20 protein-coding genes and 4 tRNA genes are annotated in these 20,411 nt (G+C 41.1%); 12 read left to right on the top strand and 12 right to left on the bottom strand.

Features of this window, described 5'->3' with window-relative positions; translation table 11 throughout:
* Positions 1–22: 22 nt before the first annotated feature.
* From FNT16_RS05270 to tusA, 3 genes are all read right to left on the bottom strand, one after another.
* On the bottom strand, positions 23–2,038 hold the full coding sequence (locus FNT16_RS05270; protein WP_143870551.1) for a bifunctional diguanylate cyclase/phosphodiesterase: 2,016 nt from the start codon (positions 2,036–2,038) through the stop codon (positions 23–25).
* Between the two features lie 49 nt (positions 2,039–2,087).
* A complete protein-coding gene (locus tag FNT16_RS05265; protein WP_143870550.1) occupies positions 2,088–2,270 on the bottom strand; it encodes a MerR family transcriptional regulator in 183 nt (60 codons plus the stop codon).
* 91 nt (positions 2,271–2,361) lie between these two features.
* The gene (gene tusA / locus FNT16_RS05260; protein WP_143870549.1) at positions 2,362–2,604 is read right to left on the bottom strand and encodes a sulfurtransferase TusA; all 243 of its coding nucleotides are present in this window, start codon (positions 2,602–2,604) and stop codon (positions 2,362–2,364) included.
* A 119-nt stretch (positions 2,605–2,723) separates the two neighbouring features.
* On the opposite strand from tusA, the gene FNT16_RS05255 reads away from it, so the two are divergent.
* The 3 genes from FNT16_RS05255 to FNT16_RS05245 are packed head-to-tail and all read left to right on the top strand — an operon-like array spanning position 2,724 to position 6,937.
* Positions 2,724–4,604: a GNA1162 family protein gene (locus FNT16_RS05255; protein ID WP_143870548.1), complete on the top strand. Its 1,881-nt coding sequence runs from the start codon at positions 2,724–2,726 to the stop codon at positions 4,602–4,604.
* Positions 4,605–4,613: 9 nt separating this feature from the next.
* Positions 4,614–5,621 (top strand): LPP20 family lipoprotein, encoded by a 1,008-nt coding sequence (locus FNT16_RS05250; protein ID WP_143870547.1) that lies wholly within the window; start codon positions 4,614–4,616, stop codon positions 5,619–5,621.
* A 2-nt stretch (positions 5,622–5,623) separates the two neighbouring features.
* Entirely contained in the window at positions 5,624–6,937 is a 1,314-nt protein-coding gene (locus FNT16_RS05245; protein WP_143870546.1) for a glycosyltransferase family 4 protein, read from the top strand.
* On the opposite strand, the gene panC is transcribed toward FNT16_RS05245, so the two are convergent.
* From panC to FNT16_RS05210, 7 genes are all read right to left on the bottom strand, one after another.
* Positions 6,932–7,789 (bottom strand): pantoate--beta-alanine ligase, encoded by an 858-nt coding sequence (gene panC / locus FNT16_RS05240; protein WP_143870545.1) that lies wholly within the window; start codon positions 7,787–7,789, stop codon positions 6,932–6,934. The genes FNT16_RS05245 and panC overlap by 6 nt on opposite strands.
* A gap of 13 nt (positions 7,790–7,802) precedes the next feature.
* Positions 7,803–8,285 (bottom strand): 2-amino-4-hydroxy-6-hydroxymethyldihydropteridine diphosphokinase, encoded by a 483-nt coding sequence (gene folK, locus FNT16_RS05235; RefSeq protein WP_143870544.1) that lies wholly within the window; start codon positions 8,283–8,285, stop codon positions 7,803–7,805.
* Entirely contained in the window at positions 8,282–9,574 is a 1,293-nt protein-coding gene (pcnB, locus tag FNT16_RS05230) for a polynucleotide adenylyltransferase PcnB (protein WP_246072377.1), read from the bottom strand. Before pcnB ends, folK begins: the two co-directional genes overlap by 4 nt.
* Positions 9,575–9,734: 160 nt before the next feature.
* Positions 9,735–10,586, bottom strand: a complete 852-nt coding sequence (gene gluQRS, locus FNT16_RS05225) for a tRNA glutamyl-Q(34) synthetase GluQRS (RefSeq protein WP_143872874.1) — start codon at positions 10,584–10,586, stop codon at positions 9,735–9,737.
* Positions 10,587–10,642: 56 nt separating this feature from the next.
* Positions 10,643–11,095, bottom strand: a complete 453-nt coding sequence (dksA, locus tag FNT16_RS05220; RefSeq protein WP_143870543.1) for an RNA polymerase-binding protein DksA — start codon at positions 11,093–11,095, stop codon at positions 10,643–10,645.
* Between the two features lie 646 nt (positions 11,096–11,741).
* A complete protein-coding gene (locus FNT16_RS05215) occupies positions 11,742–12,320 on the bottom strand; it encodes a YceI family protein (protein ID WP_143870542.1) in 579 nt (192 codons plus the stop codon).
* 42 nt (positions 12,321–12,362) lie between these two features.
* The gene (locus FNT16_RS05210; RefSeq protein WP_143870541.1) at positions 12,363–12,887 is read right to left on the bottom strand and encodes a cytochrome b; all 525 of its coding nucleotides are present in this window, start codon (positions 12,885–12,887) and stop codon (positions 12,363–12,365) included.
* 300 nt (positions 12,888–13,187) lie between these two features.
* Here FNT16_RS05210 and galU point away from each other — a divergent pair, with 300 nt between their 5' ends.
* A complete protein-coding gene (galU, locus tag FNT16_RS05205; protein ID WP_143870540.1) occupies positions 13,188–14,024 on the top strand; it encodes a UTP--glucose-1-phosphate uridylyltransferase GalU in 837 nt (278 codons plus the stop codon).
* A gap of 14 nt (positions 14,025–14,038) precedes the next feature.
* Here galU and FNT16_RS05200 read toward each other — a convergent pair whose 3' ends face one another.
* Both FNT16_RS05200 and FNT16_RS05195 read right to left on the bottom strand, forming a co-directional pair.
* Positions 14,039–15,730, bottom strand: a complete 1,692-nt coding sequence (locus FNT16_RS05200; protein WP_143870539.1) for a SpoIIE family protein phosphatase — start codon at positions 15,728–15,730, stop codon at positions 14,039–14,041.
* A 14-nt stretch (positions 15,731–15,744) separates the two neighbouring features.
* Positions 15,745–16,050, bottom strand: coding sequence for an STAS domain-containing protein (locus tag FNT16_RS05195; protein ID WP_143870538.1), 306 nt, complete (start codon positions 16,048–16,050; stop codon positions 15,745–15,747).
* A gap of 226 nt (positions 16,051–16,276) precedes the next feature.
* On the opposite strand from FNT16_RS05195, the gene FNT16_RS05190 reads away from it, so the two are divergent.
* The 8 genes from FNT16_RS05190 (at position 16,277) to FNT16_RS05155 (ending at position 20,410) form a co-directional block, all read left to right on the top strand.
* Positions 16,277–17,083, top strand: coding sequence for a response regulator (locus FNT16_RS05190; protein WP_143870537.1), 807 nt, complete (start codon positions 16,277–16,279; stop codon positions 17,081–17,083).
* 139 nt (positions 17,084–17,222) lie between these two features.
* A complete protein-coding gene (locus FNT16_RS05185; protein WP_143870536.1) occupies positions 17,223–17,843 on the top strand; it encodes a 50S ribosomal protein L25/general stress protein Ctc in 621 nt (206 codons plus the stop codon).
* Between the two features lie 17 nt (positions 17,844–17,860).
* Positions 17,861–18,448 (top strand): aminoacyl-tRNA hydrolase, encoded by a 588-nt coding sequence (pth, locus tag FNT16_RS05180; protein WP_143870535.1) that lies wholly within the window; start codon positions 17,861–17,863, stop codon positions 18,446–18,448.
* Positions 18,449–18,458: 10 nt separating this feature from the next.
* On the top strand, positions 18,459–19,550 hold the full coding sequence (gene ychF / locus FNT16_RS05175; RefSeq protein WP_143870534.1) for a redox-regulated ATPase YchF: 1,092 nt from the start codon (positions 18,459–18,461) through the stop codon (positions 19,548–19,550).
* A gap of 518 nt (positions 19,551–20,068) precedes the next feature.
* A tRNA-Met gene (locus FNT16_RS05170) sits at positions 20,069–20,145 on the top strand.
* Between the two features lie 8 nt (positions 20,146–20,153).
* Positions 20,154–20,236, top strand: a tRNA-Leu gene (locus FNT16_RS05165).
* Positions 20,237–20,240: 4 nt separating this feature from the next.
* Positions 20,241–20,315, top strand: a tRNA-Gln gene (locus FNT16_RS05160).
* A 20-nt stretch (positions 20,316–20,335) separates the two neighbouring features.
* Positions 20,336–20,410, top strand: a tRNA-Gln gene (locus FNT16_RS05155).
* The last annotated feature ends 1 nt before the right edge of the window (position 20,411 follow it).

Below are 20,411 nucleotides of genomic sequence, written 5' to 3'. Positions count from 1 at the left end.
ATAAAAGTTTGTTTACTAAAGTTTAACGCGCCTCATATTGATTGTTTTTTTGCCGCCATTGTTTCGCCCAGTGGGTAAAACCGGCAAATTCAATTGGGCGTGAGTACAAAAAACCTTGGGCTAAATCACAGCCCATTTCTTTCATTTTTTGTTCTATTTCTCTGTCTTCTATCCCTTCTGCATAAATTTTTAATTGCAGGTTGCGGCCCACATCGATAATGGTATTAACTAAGGTTTTATGCCGACTACCTTGTGTCAGATTGGCGATAAACTGGCGGTCGATTTTTAAGCCACTAATGGGTAACTTGCGTAAATAGGCGAGTGAAGAAAAACCAGTGCCAAAATCGTCTATAACGGTTTTAATTCCTATACTGTCGAGCCGTTCAATAATGTCATGGCTTTGTTGCGGCGCTTGAATAAGCGCTTGTTCGCGAATTTCTAATATCAGTTGTGTTGCATCAAGCTGATTGGCTTCTAGCAGGTTTTGGATAAAGTCGATAAACTCGTGTTGTAGCAAATCTTTACTGGAAAGGTTAACCGATATCGCGCAATCTACCCCTTCACTTTTGAGTTTAACCAAGGCTTGCACTGATTCAGTTAACACCCAACGGGTAATGGAATAAATAACCCCAGTATGTTCAGCAAGTTGAATAAACTGCTCTGGTGGTATTAAGCCTTGTTTCGGGTGTCGCCAGCGGATTAAACTTTCACCCGCCACAATACTACGGCTTTTCAAATCAATAATGGGCTGAATAAAGAGCTCTAGCTGGTTGTTATTAACCGCTAAATTTAAATCGCTTAATAAAGACTGGTGCGATTGGTTAAATACTTCCATATCAGGTGAATAGGTGCTGTAACCCAGATGCTGAGTTTGGTTACTATCCAGCGCATGTTGTGCTTGTTGCAGCAATTTTTGGATGTCATATGAATGATGAATGCAAGGTGCAATACCTAACCGGAAACTAATATTAAGCATCATAGATTCATACGGGATAGGAGCGGGAATTGCTTGTCTTATCTCATTGACCAGTAAATCAAAGATATGTTTTTGTTGTGTTAGATCGGCAATAAAAGCAAACCTGAGGCCCGACAAAGCAGCTAGTTTTTTATCGGTTGGCGCATTCTGTTGTGTACTTTCTGGTTTATATTCTGGTGTCTTGTCTTGTGTTTCTATGGTGTAAACTGAGTTTTGTTTTGCCAGTGTTTGGTTAATTCTTTTGCTTATCTGAATGAGTACCATATCACCTGTACTATAACCGAGTGTTTGATTAAGTGTTTCAAAATCATCAAGTTTAATAATCGCAACGGCTAAGTCAGAGTTTGGGTTTTGTTGAACAATTCGCCGAAAGTTATGTTCTAAAGAAATTGAGTTCGGCAGGCCTGTCAATGTATCGTGCAGTGCCCAATGTTGTAAGGTTGGATCTAGTCTGGCATCCGTTTGAAGTGAAACGCGGTGCGTGCTTGTGTTTACGTCGTGGTGTAAAAAGGCAAATACAGCACTGAATAAAGACAATACAGTTAAAACGATAATAAAGTTATTTGCAGGTTGGGCTTGTGTTGCGGCAATACTTAACCAATAAAGTGCAATAACAATTAAAAAAAGTTGTCCGCCTTGGCTGTATTTAAAGGCTGTGGTTGATCTGTTGTATAGATTAAAGCGGCTGACAAACAGCGGTAAACTAATAATCAGTAAAGCGCCCGCAAAAAGATAAATGGGCTGTGGTAGATAAGTACCCCAAAAGCTACATATTGCACCGACTACGCCGGCTAGTATTATCGCGATAGAAGCATATATTAAGGGTTTTTCAGCAAGTTTAGAGTGGCTTATCAGCCAACTCATAATAAATGTAGAAAAGCTGATAAAAGTTAGCGAGGGTAAATTGTAAGCGTATGAAAATAAAAAGGTGGTAGCGGATACAAGGGTTGCCCCTAAAAAATAGCCGGTTGACTGATTCTGTTTTAGTGTATGTTGAAGTGTAACCAGCAAAAGTGTCAGTATGCTTGATGCTGACACCAGCAATATTGTGTATGTATCCATTTAAAACCATAAGGCAGGTTAAGTGTGGCTTAACGCTACCTCGTACCTCTTATAAACCACCTAAACGTTGAGCGAGCTCTTTGTACTTCTCAACAGCATCTTTTTCGAATAAAGGTTCACCCGCTTCATTCTTTTCAGCCGCGATTAACAAATGCTCTCTTTCTAATCGCTCGACTCTAACTTCTTTAACACCCAAAAACTCAGCTACTTCAGCTACGTTCATCAAGCTCATAAACTCACCTTTGTTTTGATTATTTTGTAAATAAAGTTCAGAGACTAATTAAAGCCTAACTTTAAAAGAATAGCGAGTCTTTTAAGCCCTTTTATAGTCCTTTCTTAATTAAAAATTGATATGGCTTTTGTTCTGTTTGCTGAGCCAGTAAGCGATGATCCATAAATTGACAAAAGCTCGGGATATCACGTGTTGTTGATGGATCGTCTGCAGTTACCAGCAATGTTTCGTCTGTCGTCATCTTACGAATTGCCTGACGAACCATCATGACCGGCTCAGGACAACGCAGCCCAATAGCATCAAGTTTATGATTAGGTTGTTTAAAAGGATCCATAGTATCTCAAAAATAATTCACATTTCATAAAGTTTACTGATTATCGAGCTAGGATCAAAACTTTAAATTAAGCTAAACTAAAGGTTCTAGCAGATATCCATACCTCAAGGATTAACAGCATGATATTTAAGCGGATTGTCACTTTTCTCTCACTGAGCTTGGTGATGCTGATGGCAGGTTGTGCGGTCAGTAACGAAGATGCAGTACTGGTTAATGCGCCCCTTAACCAAATAGAAAATATAATTGAAGGCGATAAAGAGCTTGTTGAATTAAGCGAAGACAAGTTGCCGAAAACCCTGGCAGTTCTGCCTTTTGAAAATCAAACCGAATCTGACGGTGCGTTTGAAATTGTGCGGCGGGTTATTTATAACCACATTTCTTCTAAAAATTATCACATGCTGCACTGGCAAGCTGTAGATGACAAATTGCGTCTGGCGAATATTGACCTAAAAACGGCCTATCAAACCGATGCTGCCTATTTAGCCGATATTTTGGAAGTGGACGCTGTGGTATTTGGTACGATTACCGATTTTGACCGGATTTTTGCAGGTATCATTACGCAAATCAAAGTGGGCGTAGAGCTGAAGCTGGTTAATCGTAATGGCGAGTTGTTATGGCAGGAAGAAGACAGCGCAACCAGTCGAGCTGGTGGTGCGTCGGTGACGCCAATCGGTTTGTTGTTAAATGCCGCTTTGGCAACGATGCATTTACAGGAAGAAAACTTACTGCGTGCCGCCGATGATGTAGGCCGTGAGTTAGCACGCGTTATGCCTGCGCCTAAACGTTTGACGACATCTGCTGGGCCTGAAATTAAAGCCGTTGTCCATAACGGAATGGAGCGGGTGCTCAAATACGGCGATATTTTGGAAGTCGGGATTCAAGGGCAACCCGGGCAACGAGCACAAGCTTTTATTGAAGGTGTAGGCAGTTTTGATTTGCAGGAAGTGGTTGCCGGTGAATATATAGGTAAAATACCGGTTTCTAAAAAAGCTAATGCAGATTCTGTGGTTGTTGAAGGGGTATTAATGGATCAAAATGGCAATATCAGTCGTTGGATCAGCCCGTTTGGTTTATTGACGATCGATAATATTGCCCCAGAGAAAGTCGGCAATATTTCATTTAATGCCAACAATCGTGAAGTTTTTTTGCAGTGGCCATTGCATCCTAGCTCGGATGTTGTGGCATATAATGTTTATTTGTTTGATCCCACTAATGGTGCAAAATCACTGGCAAAAGTCACTCAGCAAAATAATGTAGCTTTGTCGGGTCTGCAAAACTTTGTCGATTATACCATTGCAATCAGCGCCTTGGATCATGCGGGAAACGAAGGTGAGATTGTCAAAAAAGTAGTAAAAGCCTTGCCGGACTCGCGTTTTTTAGAGTTTCCGTCATTGTCCTCTAATATTCCGGCACCCATTAAAAGTGGCGCGGTGTTAACACAGAAAAATAGCCCGTATTATATTCGACAACCCATTCAAATAATGGATTCAGGCGTGTTATTAGTCGAGCCCGGTGTCGAGATTATCGTCAGCCGTAGCGGCGTATTAAATGTTAAAGGCCAATTGTGGATTTATGGCGAGCAGAATAACCCGGTTAAAATTAAAGGTTCTGATGCTAATGGTTTTGCGCAATTTGCCGCGTTAAACAGTGAGCAATCGGTTGAACTAAATTATCTTGAAGTGGATGGCGCTGATGTTGCAATCACAATTCAATCTGGTCAGCCAATTATTCGCAATTCTCAATTTACCAATAATCAGTTTAGTGCGTTAGACATATCTGGTACCGCAAAACCTAAGGTATCTAATAGCTTAATAAAAGGCAGCAACACTGCCGGTGTGATTGTTTCTGGGCACGCACAAGTTGAATTTGAGAAGTGTAAATTTGAGAATAATCAACCTTTCCATATTCAAAGCTCGTCTATTTATACTGTACAAGCTCAAAATAACACATGGTCTCCAGCAGCAAATGAAATGTCGGTATTGGGCGATGTTAAATACTAAGGAACAAAAATGAAAAAATTAATATTGTTACCTACTTTGCTGTGCAGCGCGCTTTTTTGTTGCGGTGTTTATGCAAATGCTAAAACCGCTGAATATACTGAATTTGTCGGTGCTGCTGGCGCTGTTAATTGGACACAAGGGAAAATTCAGGCGGAAGGGATGGGCGCAGCGCCGCCGAATAAACCGCCGCATGTAGCACCGTTATTGGCTTGCCGTGCCGCCATTGCAGATGCTCAGCGAAATTTATTAGAGGCGGTGAAAGGGGTTCGGGTACAGGCCAATACCGTCGTTGAACGTTATATGCTCGCCAGTGATGAAATTAGAACGTCAGTTGAAGGCGTTATTCGCAACGCCACGATTACAGAAAAAATGCCATTGGCAGATAGTACGTGTCGTGTCACTGTGAGTGCACCGTTAGCCGGAAATATTTCGCAAAGTATTTATCAAAAATCATTTGACGAAGACAACCAAAAAAGTGCGATGTATTACATTATCGATGGTTTAGGCTATGGGTTAAGTTGGCTAGCACCAAAAGCCGCACATGCAAAAAGCAATATGGATAGCAATTGGACAGAGCGATTTGCCGATTTGGAAAATAGAATACTTAAACTAGAACAGCAAATTGCAGCAGGTAATATTGAAACGGCTAAAAATAATCTGACGCACATTCAAAATGAGACGCGTCCAACCGGCCTGATTATTGATGTTAGAGGGGGGCATTTTGTACCTTCTTTGTCGCCAAAGTTGTTCAGTGAAAAAGGGAAAAAACTTTATCCTAAAGAGCAAGCCAGATCTTCTATCTTGGCGAGTGGACGTTTGGTCTCGTTATTTACTCGCGATCCGTCTTTTGCGCAAAAGCATCCCGTTGTCGGTGACCGACCTTGGTTGATAAAGGCGCGTCAGTCGGCAAGCAGCCGAACCGATCTAACGGTCAATGAAGAAACTGCTCGTAAGTTAGCGCAGTTATTAAAAAGTAATTTTTTTGATGACGCGGGCGTCATTATTGTATTGGATTAATTATGTCTAAGTTGTTGGTGATCGGCTATGTCTGGCCTGAGCCGGATTCTTCTGCAGCCGGTCGCTATATGATGACATTGCTACATTATTTTCTTAAGCAAGGTTATCAAATTACCTTTGCCAGTGCGGCGGCGGACAGTGCTCATTGTTATCCGTTTGAGTCTTTAGGTATTCACAAAGCGAATATTGAATTGAATAACATCAGTTTTGATCGCTTTCTTGAAGACTTACAACCAGATGTTGTGTTGTTTGATCGTTTTATGATGGAAGAGCAATTTGCTTGGCGTGTGGCTAAGGTTTGTCCGCAAGCTTTGCGTATTTTAGATCTGGAAGATTTAATATGCCTGCGTAAAGCACGCCATAGCGCGCTTAAAGAAAATCGAAGCTTGACGGAATCGGATTATTTATCCGATATCGCACTGCGAGAAATTGCCGCTATTTATCGCTCTGATTTAGCACTTGTGATCTCTAAGTATGAAGTTAAATTATTAAAAGAAAAATTTCAGTTAGCAGATGAAAAGCTCTTTTACTTGCCATTTGTTTTGCCACAGCAAGCGTTAAATCAGCTGACACCTAATACCTCAGTAAACAATGCCTCAGTAAACAATATCTCAGTAGACAATAGTGCAATTAATAGAACTGCTAGCTATGAACAAAGGCAACACTTTGTTTCTATTGGTAGCTTTCGCCATGAACCAAACTGGGATGCCGTTTTACAGCTTAAAGAAAACATTTGGCCTTTGATTAGAAAGCAGCTTAAAAATGCTGAATTACACATATATGGCTCTTATCCACCGAAAAAAGCCACCCAATTGCACAATGCAAAACAAGGTTTTTTAGTCAAAGGCTGGGCGGATGATGCGTTAGCGGTTGTCAGCAAGGCCAGAGTCTGTTTAGCACCTTTGCGATTTGGTGCCGGTTTAAAAGGTAAGTTATTGGAAGCCATGTTAACCGGTACACCGAATGTTACCACAAACATTGGTGCTGAAGGGATGTATGACGAACAACGGGATAATTGGGCTGGTTTTGTTTGTAACGAGCCTGATGATTTTGCTGACAAGGCTGTTGCTTTATATACCGATGAAACAAAGTGGTTGGCAGCCCAACAGCAAGGTTATGATTTATTAAATCAGTATTTTGTCGCTGAGCCTTTTTTGCAGCAACTTAGCGAAAGATTAGCGTATTTGCAGGATAATTTATCACAACATAGAAGCCGAAATTTTATCGGCGCTATGCTGCAACACCATTCTATGAAAAGCACACAATATATGGCTCAGTGGATAGAAGCTAAAAACAGGCTTGAAAACCCCTTATAAATTGGGGTTTTCAATGACTAAATTATCGATTAATCGGGTATTGCCCATATAAGCGGCAACTAAAATAACCCAACTTTTATTATCCGCGGTTGCCGGTTGCAAGCTTTTGGTATCGGCAATTGCGATATAATCAAGTCGTAAACCGGCCGTTTCGAGCGTGTTTGCTAATTGCTGTTGTACTGTTTGAATTGAAGTTTTTTCTTTCAATAATTGTGTTTTTGCACTTTGCATACAGTGATAAATGATGCCGGCCTGTTCTTTTTGTGCTTCTGTTAAATACCCATTACGGCTGCTTTTCGCTAACCCATTTTTTTCGCGAACGGTTGGCACGCCAATGATTTTAATGGGCATTGAGAGGTCTTCAACCATAGTGCGGATAACCTGTAGTTGTTGAAAATCTTTTTCACCAAAACAGGCAACGTCCGGCTGTACCAGATTAAACAGTTTATTGACTATAGTTGCAACACCGCGAAAATGTCCAGGTCTTGAAGTGCCACAATAGTTTTCTGAAATCGCCGGTACTTCAACAAAGGTTTGTGCATCTAAGCCTTTGGGATACATGATTTGTGGGGTTGGGGTAAACAACAAGTCGACGCCCAATGCAGATAGCGCTTGCTGGTCGGCTTCTAATGTTCTGGGGTAATTGTCTAAGTCTTCATTTTGACCAAATTGCATTGGATTGACAAAAATACTGACAACCACTTTGTCTGCTTCTGAAAACGCGCGCTTCACCAGTTCTAGATGGCCTTGATGCAGGTTTCCCATGGTCGGTACAAACGCAACCCGCTGACCGTTTTGTTTAAATTGACGAATCGTTTGACGTAGGCTTTCAATCGATGAAATAGTTTGCATAAAGCACCTCAACTCAGTCGAGTTTATATAAGCCGTTTTTCGGCACTTGTTGTAACAAGCTGGATAATTGTGTTCCACATGGGAGTTGTAAGTCTGGTTGTAACTCTGCCAGTGGATATAACACAAACTCGCGCGCTTTCATGCCATAATGCGGCACTGTCAGTCGTTGTGAGTCGATAATGTGTTGACCGAATAGCAGAATGTCGATATCTAGCGTTCGTGGGCCCCAGCGCTCGTCTTTGCGCTCTCGTCCATGCTGCTGTTCAATCTGTTGGCAGGCATCCAGCATTTCTATTGGTGTGCCACTCCATTTTAGAGTAACAACCGAATTTACATAGTCAGGTTGATCCTGTGGTCCCATAGGTTTGCTGGCAAACAATGAGGACATTTTTACGACACTGGCTTGCGGTAGTTTCTGTAATGCTGAGTGTGCGCACATTAATTGTTGGCGAGGATTAGACAGGTTACTGCCTAAACCTAAGTACACTTGATTCATGATTCTTTATTACGGTTGGTCCGACGGCTAGGACTACTACGGCGTTTGCGTCTAGGCTTGCGGTTGTTTTGGTTTATTTGCCCTAATAACATCGCCTGTTGTGCTTCATCGCTTTTTTGTAGTTCAGTCCACCAGTTTGCAATTTCTTCTAGAGGTTCGCCTTCAACTTCAGTTCTCAATAATAAAAAGTCGTAAGCCGCTCTAAATTTTGGATATTCCAATAGTTTTAAGCAACGTTTGCCCGCTCTTTTTTCGAGTCTGGGTTGTAATTGCCAGATTTCACGTATCCCAGTAGAAAAACGTTTTGGAATAACGACATTAAACTGGCCTGAATCTAACACCGCAGATGTCGCCATATGCAACGCGTCTTGCGGTGGTAAACCTTGTTGTAAATAATGCTCTTGAGCTGCGCTCATTTCATACCAAAGTAAGGCTGCAAACAAAAACGCAGGTGTGACCCGCATGTCATTGTTGATGCGTTTATCGGTATTCGCCAAAGCGATGGTAAAGAGCTGATAGGCTTTTGTTTGCTTGTCAAAAGCTTGTGTTAAGTTTGGGAATATTTGCTGCATTAATTTGTATTCAAGCAGCATCTCAAAGGTTTTTAATCCTTGGCCGGATAAAAACATTTTTAAGCATTCTTCAAATAACCGGGCTTTCGGAATATTTTGGAGTAGCGGTGCCAATTCATATATCGGATCAGCTGTCGCTGGGGTTATTTGCATGTCTAGTTTAACTGCAAAGCGCACCGCGCGCAGCATACGTACCGGGTCTTCGCGGTAACGTGTTTCTGGATCGCCAATTAAGTCTATCTGTCGTTTTTGAATTGCTTCCAGACCACCCCAATAATCACGAATGCTGAAATCTGCAATATTGTAATACAAAGCGTTGGCCGAAAAATCTCTGCGCTCGGCATCTTCATCTATCGTGCCGTAAACATTGTCGCGTAAGAGCTGCCCATGGTCTGATTGATTTTTTTCGCCATCGTCTTGGTGATGTCCGCGAAAAGTTGCAACCTCTATAATTTCCGGACCAAAGACGATATGGGCCAGTCTGAAGCGTCTGCCAATTAATCGGCAATTGCTAAATAAACGTTTGATTTGTTCCGGCGTTGCATTAGTTACAATGTCAAAATCTTTAGGTTTTAAGCCTAATAATAAATCACGCACACCTCCGCCCACTAAATATGCGTCAAAACCGCCATCTTTTAGTCGGTATAATACTTTAAGTGCACTTTTGCTAATGTCTTTGCGCGATATATTGTGTTCAGAGCGAGGGATAATATTCAAATTAGCCGTTGGTTTTAGGTGGTTTGTTTGTTGGTTACCTAATACCTTTTTACACAATTTTATGACTCGAGTAATAATGGTTCTGCCCTTCCATAAAAAATTCTGGCGCAATGATATAACAATCTGTTACAAATGGGTATATTCGTTGATTATTTGCACGCTATCTGGCAATTTTAGTCAGATCCCAGTGTTCTATTGCCCATTGCAGCTGAGCTTTAACATCCCAGTTAGCAAGTTTGTCAGGCGGGGATTGCTGTAAATGTTGTAATGCATGAAATGTCAGTTGTTTATTCTGTTCAGCCGATATTGCTTTGGCGCCGTTTTGTTTACTTAGCTTTCGCCCGTCTGCGGCATATGCTAATGGCAAATGGGCATACTGAGGGGAGTACTTTGCATTCAGTGCCTTGTATAATGCTTGCTGCCAAATTGTGGTATCTAATAAATCCGCGCCTCGCACAATATGGGTAATGTTTTGTGCAATGTCATCTAAGACCACGGCGAGTTGATAGGCGATAAGCCCATCTTTGCGTTTGATAATAAAGTCTTGCTCAGCATGATCTCGCTTTAAACTGACATGTCCAATTATTCTATCGTTAAAGTCAACCTTGCTGGTGGTATTACAAAATCGAATTGCATTGCCTTCTGTTGGCAGTTGTGCATTTTTGCAAGCGCCATTATATATATGCTTTAGGGTTTTAAGTCTTTTGCGCGTACAGTTACAAGGGTATGCATTGCCCGATTTTAACCAGTTATCAATTTGCTGCTGGTAAACCTGCAATCGATGGCTTTGGTAGACGGGGGCTTCATCTGGTAATAGGGCGAAATTTTCAAGCTGTTTTAATATGGCTTCACTTGCGCCGGGCATTTCACGTGGTGGATCTATGTCTTCGATACGTATCAGCCATTTTCCTTGATGGTGTTTTGCATCTAAATAACTGGCAATTGCAGCAGTCAATGACCCAAAGTGAAGTAATCCAGAAGGCGAGGGGGCAAAGCGGCCTATATAATTCATATTCAGTAAATTAGAAAGAAGCACGAGCCGTGCTTCTTTCTATTTGCAATCTTCAATTAAAGGCCGGCGTTTTGCTTTTCTTTAATTTCAGACAGGGTTTTACAGTCAATGCATAAGTCAGCTGTAGGTCGTGCTTCTAATCGGCGAATGCCAATTTCGACGCCACATTCTTCGCAGTAACCAAACTCTTCGCTTTCTATAAGTTGAAGTGTTTTCTCAATCTTCTTAATGAGTTTTCGTTCACGATCACGTGTTCTCAACTCCAGACTGAATTCCTCTTCCTGTGACGCTCGGTCAACCGGATCTGGAAAGTTTGCAGCTTCATCTTGCATATGATGCATGGTTTTATCGACTTCAGCTCTAAGCTGGCTGCGCCAAGTTGTCAGTATCTTTCTGAAATGCTCAAGTTGCGCTTCATTCATATACTCTTCACCAGCATTTAACTGGTAAGGCTGTAAACCTGCCTGAGCTATTATGCCGGTTGCTTTTTTTTCTGTGCCAGCGGGCATCTCACTTCTCCTAAATCGTTCGCCAGCTTATCGCTAGACGGCTATCTATATCAAAAAGAATTTGAGTAAGCAATCATAAATTATTACGCATTTATAATTTATAGTCAGTATCGTGCTTTCGCGCCAGCACTATACTGTTTTTCCTTCAATGTGAAAGCTATATTTTTTGACTTAGCCAATATGGGGGTTTAAATTACAATTTAAATAGCAAAAAGTGATTTACTGCAGAAAAAAGAAAAACGCCTATAAAAATAGGCGTTTCCTGGACGGTTAGCTGCTTTTCCAATGTGCATCCTGCAATTCCGTGGAAATGAACATCATGTTCATTGTTATGCTTCATGCATTTCCGTTATTCCTTAATACACCTCCAAGGTGCAACAAACTCCGTTTGTGTCCTGTTGCGTTCCGTACGAGAGATATATTAGCGTTTTTTTCTTTTAGCAAAAGAGGAGGTAAGAGATTATTTTTAACTGAAAAATGGTTTTTCAATAATGAAAATTTTTAATATCCAATTTTATCAATAGGTTATGCTTGTTTTTGGTGTAGTTATCTACTTGAGATAGGGATTTTGTTGGGGTGAAAATAGGGAAATGTCTTACAACAAAGGAGGGTTAGAGCGCAAAGCAAAGTTTACGCTCTTTAATAATTAATCTTGTCGAATACCTTCTACATGTAGTTCTAATTGAACATGTGTTGAAGCAGGGCCTAAATTATAGTCAATTCCAAAATCTTTCAGCGCTAATTCTGTCGTGCCTGTAAAACCGGCTCGGTATCCACCCCACGGGTCTTTACCTTCACCAATTTTTGTCGCATCGATTACAACGTCTTTGGTTACGCCATGTAAAGTCAGCTTGCCGTGGATCTTGAACTCTTCTTCATTTATCGTTTCGATTCTGTTGCTGATAAAGGTTGCTTTAGGGAATTTATCCACTGATAAGAAATCATCACCACGTAGGTGTTTGTCTCGGCGAGCGTGGTTGGAGTCGACGCTAGTGGTATCTATTGTCACCTTTACTGAGCTGTCTTCTAGTTTTCCAGGCTCGTAGTTAAAATGTCCCTCGAAGCGGTTAAATCTGCCCGTTAGCCAGCTATAACCTAAATGTTTTATTTTAAAATTAACCGCTGCATGCGCACCTTTTTCATCATCATCAATAACATAGTGTGCCGCAGTTGCGCTTGCGCTGAATAAACTTAAAGCGAGCAAGCCAGTATAAAGCGATTTCATGTTTAACTCCTGTATATATAATTAAAACTGGTGCAAAGGAGGCTAAAGCATCCTTTGTAGTATTTTATGTTTGTCAATCAATTGATGTTTTAGTGCCGCAGCAACATGAATCACGGCTAAAAAAATCATGAAATATGCTGCATATTGGTGAACAACACCGGCTATATCTGCTTGCTGATCCTGATAGCTTATTATTGGCGGAACATGAACCCAATTAAACCAGATAATATCTTTACCACTGGCTGTTGAGATAAGGTAGCCTGTTGAAATAATTAAAAATATCAGAATATATAAAGCAATATGAGTCACTTTTGCGGCAGTTTGTTCCCACTTTTTGCCCAGACCCGGGGGTGCTTTAGATACCAAACGACTGAGCAGACGTATGAGCATGATACATAACAGCAGTAAACCAAAATTCTTATGTTGTTCTGGTGCCTTTTGATACCAGTCATCATAATAACTTAGTTCAACCATCCATACGCCAACGGCAAACAAAGCCAGAATTAAAATTGCACTCAACCAATGACAAAGACGTGTTAATTTTGAGTATTTATCTGTCGAATTCACATTTCACCTTTGTTCAGTTATTTGCCGATATTACGCCGTTAATTGGGCATAAGATCAAGTAGATTTACGATAAATTGACAGTTTAAAAATCTCATCGATTGTTGACATAGGCATGTCATTTGCAGGTTTTACAATGAATCAGACGATTGGGTTTGTTATGCACTTTTATGAAGCAATCGATATATTTTGGAAAAACCCGCAACGTGGGCTTGAGATTCGTTTAAAGTCGTAGCATTATCTCTGGATTAACTGAGATACAGTTACACAAAACATTTAAAATTGATAATAAGGAAACCAAGTATGGTTCAAAAATGTTTATTCCCAGCAGCAGGTTATGGTACACGTTTTTTACCGGCCACTAAGGCGCAGGCAAAAGAGATGTTGCCGATTGTTAATAAGCCATTGATCCAATATGGTGTTGAAGAAGCTTTAGAAGCCGGCATGAAGTATATTGGTTTTGTTACCGGCCGAACGAAACGCGCTATTGCAGATCACTTTGATATTTCGTACGAACTGGAAAATGAAATTTCGGGTACGAGTAAAGAAAAGTACTTGGAATCTGTTCGTTATGTTATGGACAATGGTATTTTTTCTTTTACGCGTCAGCCCGAAATGAAAGGTTTAGGACACGCGATTTTGTGTGGCGAAACATTGATGGGCAACGAAGCTTTTGGGGTGATTTTAGCCGATGATTTATGTTTGCCAGATACCATTGGCGGCGAAGGCGTGATGGCGCAAATGGCAAAAATCCACGAAGAGACGGGTTGTTCAGTAATCGCCTTGATGGAAGTGCCAAAAGAAACCATTTCTAAATATGGTGTGATTGCCGGCGACCAAATCAGTGATGACAAGTATCAAGTGACCGATATGGTTGAAAAACCAGCGGTAGAAGATGCGCCTTCAAATTTAGCGATTATTGGCCGATATATCTTAACACCTGATATTTTTGACATTATTCGCAGTACACCACCGGGTAAAAATGGCGAGATCCAGTTAACAGATGCACTTTTAGCGCAAGCTAAAAAAGGCAAAGTTATTGGTTACAAGTTTAAAGGCACACGCTTTGATTGTGGTAGTGTCAAAGGCTTTGTCGAAGCAACTAATTATGTTTATGAAAATATCTACCAAGAAATTTGATAGATAATGTTTGGTTAACTGGGCATTTCATTTGCGGCCCAGTTAACATTGTCTGATTCAACCGTATAATCCACGATAATGACGCGCCCTTCTTTTTCGTATTTCAGGTTGCTACCCAAATCAGTTATGAGTTTTAATCCACGGCCATGCTGTTCAGAGTCGTTGGTTTTCTCTTGCGCGGCTTTTGTATCAAACCCTTGACCACTATCTTCTATTGAAAGACGGATGATTTGTTCTGCAGGGATATAACGTACTTGAATATTCAGTAAGCCAGCTTGCAAAGATTCAAGTGCGGTTTGTCTTTGCATATAATATTCAAAAAAACCATCTTCAGCGTCTTTAATTTCAGAGTCCATATTTAATAAACCGTGATCAACTGAATTATTGTACATTTCGGCCAGTAAAAGAAATAAAGTAGATCGGTGTTTTTCCATGCCTTGGAAAGCTGACACCATATCGAGAATTTGAGCAACGGGATCTGTGTGCCTGATATCATCAGGGGTTAAGCTGACGGATACTTGCCAGGGAAGTGGCGGGATCTCGTCAGCATTGGAGTCTGATGGGGTTGGCGAAGGGATACAGTTAATTTGTACAATTGAGATGTCATCTTGTTGATCGTCAGCATCTCTAAATTCATTTAAGTGCTGAATCAAATCTTTTATTTGGCTTTGAGGTTTTGTTTGATACACGCGTTCTAAACGATCGTCGCCAAACATTTCTGAATGTTGATTCATCGTTTCAGTAATGCCATCTGTAAAGACGATTAATTTATCCTGCGGGGTTAAATCGCAGTTAATGGTGGTATGCTCAAATTCGTCACCTTCTAAAATGCCCAATGCCATATGCTGAGATTGAATTTTATGCCGGACACCCAACTCATCATTGACAATCAGGACATCAGGCATTCCGCCAGACCAAACAGATGCAGCTTTAGCGCTGCAAGACAGCTCGATTATGCAAGCTGCACAAAACATATCGTCAGGTAGTAGTTGTAATAAGCGGGTGTTAATTGTTTTTGCGATATCTCCAACAGACATGCCACGTTCGGTTAATTCAAAAAAAGTTTGTGCAGTGGGTAGAGCACCTACAGCGGCTGCTAAGCCGTGTCCGGTAAAATCACCTAAAAATATGTAAGTCCCTCCTAGCGGGCTAGTATTGGTTAACAATAAATCACCGTTAAATGTCGATGCTGGGGATAGGTAGTGGTCGACTATTTCTGGCCGAGCGTTATTTCTGCGTAGTGCATTTTCAAATATGTGCTCGACAATTTGATGCTCGCGTGCCATCTGATTTTGGTGGAATTTGAGCTGCTGGTTCTGTTCTGAGATTCTTTTGGCTAATTCGCGGCTACGGACATGAGCTTGAATTTTGGCTGATAAAATTAACTTATCAAATGGCTTGGCTAAAAAGTCATCCCCACCCACCTCAAGACAGCGAAGCATCGAGGTTTGGTCATCTAAAGACGTTAAAAATATAATGGGTAAGTGAACTTCGCCGGCTAAACTTTTCAATATAGGGGCGGTTTCAAATCCATCCATCTCTGGCATGATGACATCAAGCAGAATGATATCTGGTTTTAATTGACTAAAGCGTTCTATTGCATCTTTTCCATGTATTGCTTGCGATACCTGATGCCCTTCCAATTCCAGCATATACTGCAACATGGTTCGATTGAGCTCTTGGTCGTCAACCACGAGTATATGCATTGTGTCTTTTACCCTTAGTCGATTTCAAATTTTTTATCAAAACGGGATATTTGTAATATTTTCCTAATTTGGGGGCGGCAATTTGCAATTTTAATGGAGGAGACTTTAGAGCCTAAATTCTTTTGCATGTTCAATAACATACCTAAAGCAGAAGAATCCATATACTCGGTGTCACGCAGGTCAACAACGACTTTTGGTTGGCTATCACCAATATTGGCGTACGCCGCCCGAAATTCTTGCACTAAATTAAAATCAAACTTGCCTGCTATTTGAATGGTAAAGGTTTTTCCGTCCGCGGAAAGGCTTTTGCTTAAACTCATTTGTAAAACCTATATTTATTGGCTGAAAACAAAGTGTTGTGTTGATTTGAGTTTAGCAGCTGTTAGCCAGTTGTGAAGTGCATTTCTATTTAAAAGATTGTGAATTTGCTTTGTCCCCTTGAATTAAAAGACACTCTGTTATCTAATTCACATATTGTTAATAAATATTTAATATAGGTTTTGCACCTCAATACAGTGCTGCCTCAGTTGTAGGGTTAGTCATAATATGCAGCAGCTATCACCATCGGATTTATCAATTTTATTAGTTGAACCTTCTGTTACTCAACGAAAAGTGATCATGCGCTTTTTAGAAAAGGAAGATATTGTACATGTCACTGAAGCAACAGATGTTGAATCTGCACGCGCATCTATTTTAAAAAGTGTGCCTGATTTAGTTATCTCTGCTTTGCATTTTTCAGATGGAACAGGATTGCAGTTGTTACATCATATCCGGCATTCTGAACCCTATTCCGATGTGCCTTTTATGTTGGTTTCCAGTGAGTATCGAAAAGCTCAATTAGAAGAGTTTAAACAAGCAGGGGTGGTGGCAATTTTGCCGAAACCGTTTACTGCTGAGCATCTTGGGACGGCTATCAATTCAACACTGGATTTATTAACCGCCGATGAATTAGAACTGGATTTATTTGATGTTCATGATGTTCGTGTATTAGTGGTGGATGACAGTCGCTTAGCACGCAATCATATAAAACGAGTGTTGGCGAATTTGGGTGTCCAGCGTATGACAGAAGCTGAAAATGGTGCGCAAGCTCAAACAATTTTGGAAAATGAAATGTTTGATTTGGTGGTGACCGATTACAATATGCCAGAAGTCGATGGTCGTGAGTTAACTGAATATATCCGCTCGCATGGACAGCATTCACACATGCCGGTTTTGATGGTGAGTTCTGAAGCAAACGAAACACACTTATCGAACATTGCGCAGTCGGGGGTCAATGCAATCTGTGATAAACCCTTTGAGCCCGGTATGGTTAAACAGCTGTTATATAGAATTCTCAACCATGAGCATGACTAGCTGAACATTTTTTCTTCAATCAATGCATTTAATTCTTTCTAACATGCAGCTGCGATGCTAAACTACGCCGCCCTAAATGGGGTAGAGTAGCTATTTTGGTCGCGAAGTAGCTGCAGTTTTTATTTTTTGGAGAGATATAATGTCTACAACTATCGAATTACAAGCCACTCTGCGTAGCGAAGTGGGGAAAGGTGCGAGCCGCCGCCTACGTCACGCAGATAAAGTTCCTGCTGTATTGTACGGTGCGGATCAAGAAGCAGTTTCTTTAACTTTAGAGCACAACAAAGTTTTGCAAGCTCAAGAGCATGAGCACTTCTATGCACAAGTATTAAACTTGGTTATTGATGGTCAGGCGACTGATGTTATCGTTAAAGATATGCAACGCCACCCGTTTAAGCCTAAAATTATGCACTTAGATTTCCAACGTGTTGTTGCTGGCCAAGAATTGCATACGACTGTTCCAGTTCACTTCATTAACGAAGAGTCAGCTCCAGCCGTTAAAGCAGGTGGCGTAGTTGCGCACCACTTAACTGAAATTGAAGTTGCTTGTTTGCCTAAAAACTTACCTGAGTTTATTGAAGTTGATGTTGCAACGGTTGAGTTGGGTTCAACTTTACACTTATCTGACGTTAAATTCCCTGAAGGCGTTTCTTCTGTAGAATTGGCTAAAGGTGAAGATCACGACGTTGCAGTTGTAACGATTGATAAGAAAAAGGGCGCAGCTGACGACGAAGAAGAAGAAGCTGCTTCTGAAGAATAAGTCGGGTATCATACTCGATGACTGAACAAGTTCAGATGATTGTGGGCCTAGGTAATCCAGGCCCCGAATACGCAAAAACTCGCCACAATGCCGGAGAATGGTATGTCAGAGAATTGGCAGACATTTATCGGGCTACTCTAAAATTAGATTCAAAACATCAAGGTTTTACTGCTCAGATCCAAATTCGTGGTCAAGATATACGTTTATTAATTCCAACCACTTTTATGAATCGCAGTGGTCAAGCAGTCTCTTCACTTGCTCAATTTTATAAAATCCCAGCAGAGAATATCTTAATCGCGCATGATGAATTGGATTTACCACCCGGCGTTGCAAAGTTTAAACGTGGCGGCGGTCATGGTGGCCATAATGGCTTGCGTGATAGCATTAGTCGTCTTGGAAATAACAAAGAATTTATGCGCCTGCGGATCGGGATAGGGCATCCCGGTCATAAAGACAGAGTGACAGGCCATGTATTGGGTAAAGCTCCCGCCACAGAGCAGCAGCAAATCGATGCAGCCATTGATGAAGCGGTAAGATGTACAGAAATTCTATTGAGTGATGGTTTAAGCAAAGCGGTAAGCCGCTTACACAGTTTCAAAGCATAGGACTAAAATTATGGGTTTTAAATGCGGTATCGTTGGTTTACCAAATGTTGGTAAGTCGACTCTTTTTAACGCTTTAACAAAAGCGGGTATTGAAGCAGCTAACTTTCCATTTTGTACAATCGAACCCAATACAGGAGTGGTGCCTGTGCCGGATCCTCGATTAAATGCATTAGCTGCGATAGTAAATCCGCAAAAAATATTACCGACGACCATGGAGTTTGTTGATATTGCCGGTTTGGTTGCAGGTGCATCTAAAGGTGAAGGGTTAGGTAATCAGTTTTTGGCGAACATTCGTGAAACAGATGCAATTGGTCATGTGGTTCGTTGTTTTGAAAATGACAACGTAGTTCACGTTGCGGGCAAAGTAAATCCTGAAGACGATATTGATGTAATCAATACCGAACTGGCTTTGTCTGATATGGACACTGCTGAAAAAGCCATGCAGCGTGCCGCTAAACGCGCAAAAGGCGGCGATAAAGACGCTAAAGCAGAATTGGAAGTATTAGAAAAAATTAAGCCGACGTTAGATGAAGGCTTAATGCTACGCACGCTCGATTTAGATGCGGATGAAAAGAAAATTATTAGCCATTTAAATTTCTTAACTATCAAACCAACGATGTACATTGCGAATGTCAGTGATGATGGTTTTGAAAATAACCCTTACTTAGATCGTGTACGGGCGATAGCTGAAAAAGAAAATGCGGTTGTTGTGCCGGTCTGTGCCGAAATTGAAGCTGAGTTGTCTGAATTGGATGACGAAGACCGAAAAGAATTTATGGATGATTTAGGCTTAACTGAGCCTGGTTTAAACCGGGTTATTCGCGGTGGTTATGAGCTGTTGAATTTACATACCTATTTTACAGCTGGCCCTAAAGAAGTCCGCGCATGGACGATTAAGGTTAACTCTACAGCACCACAAGCTGCCGGTAAGATCCACACCGATTTTGAAAAAGGTTTTATTCGCGCAGAAGTTGTCGGTTACGATGATTATATTGAGCATAACGGTGAATCTGGAGCTAAAGACGCGGGTAAATGGCGTTTAGAAGGTAAAGAATATATTGTTAAAGATGGCGATGTTATTCACTTCCGTTTTAATGTTTAATTTGTAGTTTCATTTCTAAAGTAGTATCAAAGCCTGATTTCGATATTTAATCTGAATCAGGTTTTTTTGTTTTTGTGTACAACCCCATTCTTGAATAAATGCTCCTTCGTCATTGATTGGTATTTAATTGGCATTGCCATAGAAAACATTGTAAGTGCAGTCAAAACTGTGAAGAGGCTTGAATCATTGTCTCGGCTTGAAAAACGGCTTGCTGGGGTGCTTTATCCGTTTGTCAGCGCAAAGCACTGTTGCATAGGTTAGATTGTCAAACTTTTCTAGAAACTATCCCTGCTTATAAAGATTTATTATAAAGTTTGTAGATTTACTAGAGAGAACGAATAATTAGGGTTCAGGTGTCTCTGTTTAAGCCAGTTTTGCTTGTTTTATATACGTCTTTTGTTGTTTTTTTGTTTAATTGCATAAAAACTACAAAAACAGTGTGAAAAGTTGAAAAAAAGGGGTTGACGAGTACCAGTCATATCAGCATAATACGCGCCACTCGCTGAGGCGAGGGTAGTGGCTACATAGCTCAGCTGGTTAGAGCACAGCACTCATAATGCTGGGGTCGCAGGTTCGATTCCCGCTGTAGCCACCATTTTTTATGCGGAAGTGGCGAAATTGGTAGACGCGCTGGATTTAGGTTCCAGTACTTCGGTGTGAGAGTTCGAGTCTCTCCTTCCGCACCATTGCTGGGGTATCGCCAAGCGGTAAGGCAGCGGGTTTTGATCCCGCCATTCCCAAGTTCGAATCTTGGTACCCCAGCCATCTCTCTATCGTCCCCTTGCTGGGGTATCGCCAAGCGGTAAGGCAGCAGGTTTTGATCCTGCCATTCCCAAGTTCGAATCTTGGTACCCCAGCCAT

This window comes from Catenovulum sediminis, from assembly GCF_007289895.1.
Classification (GTDB): Bacteria; Pseudomonadota; Gammaproteobacteria; order Enterobacterales; family Alteromonadaceae; genus Catenovulum; species Catenovulum sediminis.
The sequence above is the reverse complement of the archived record's forward strand: the minus strand, read 5'-3'. Positions and strand labels throughout refer to the sequence as shown.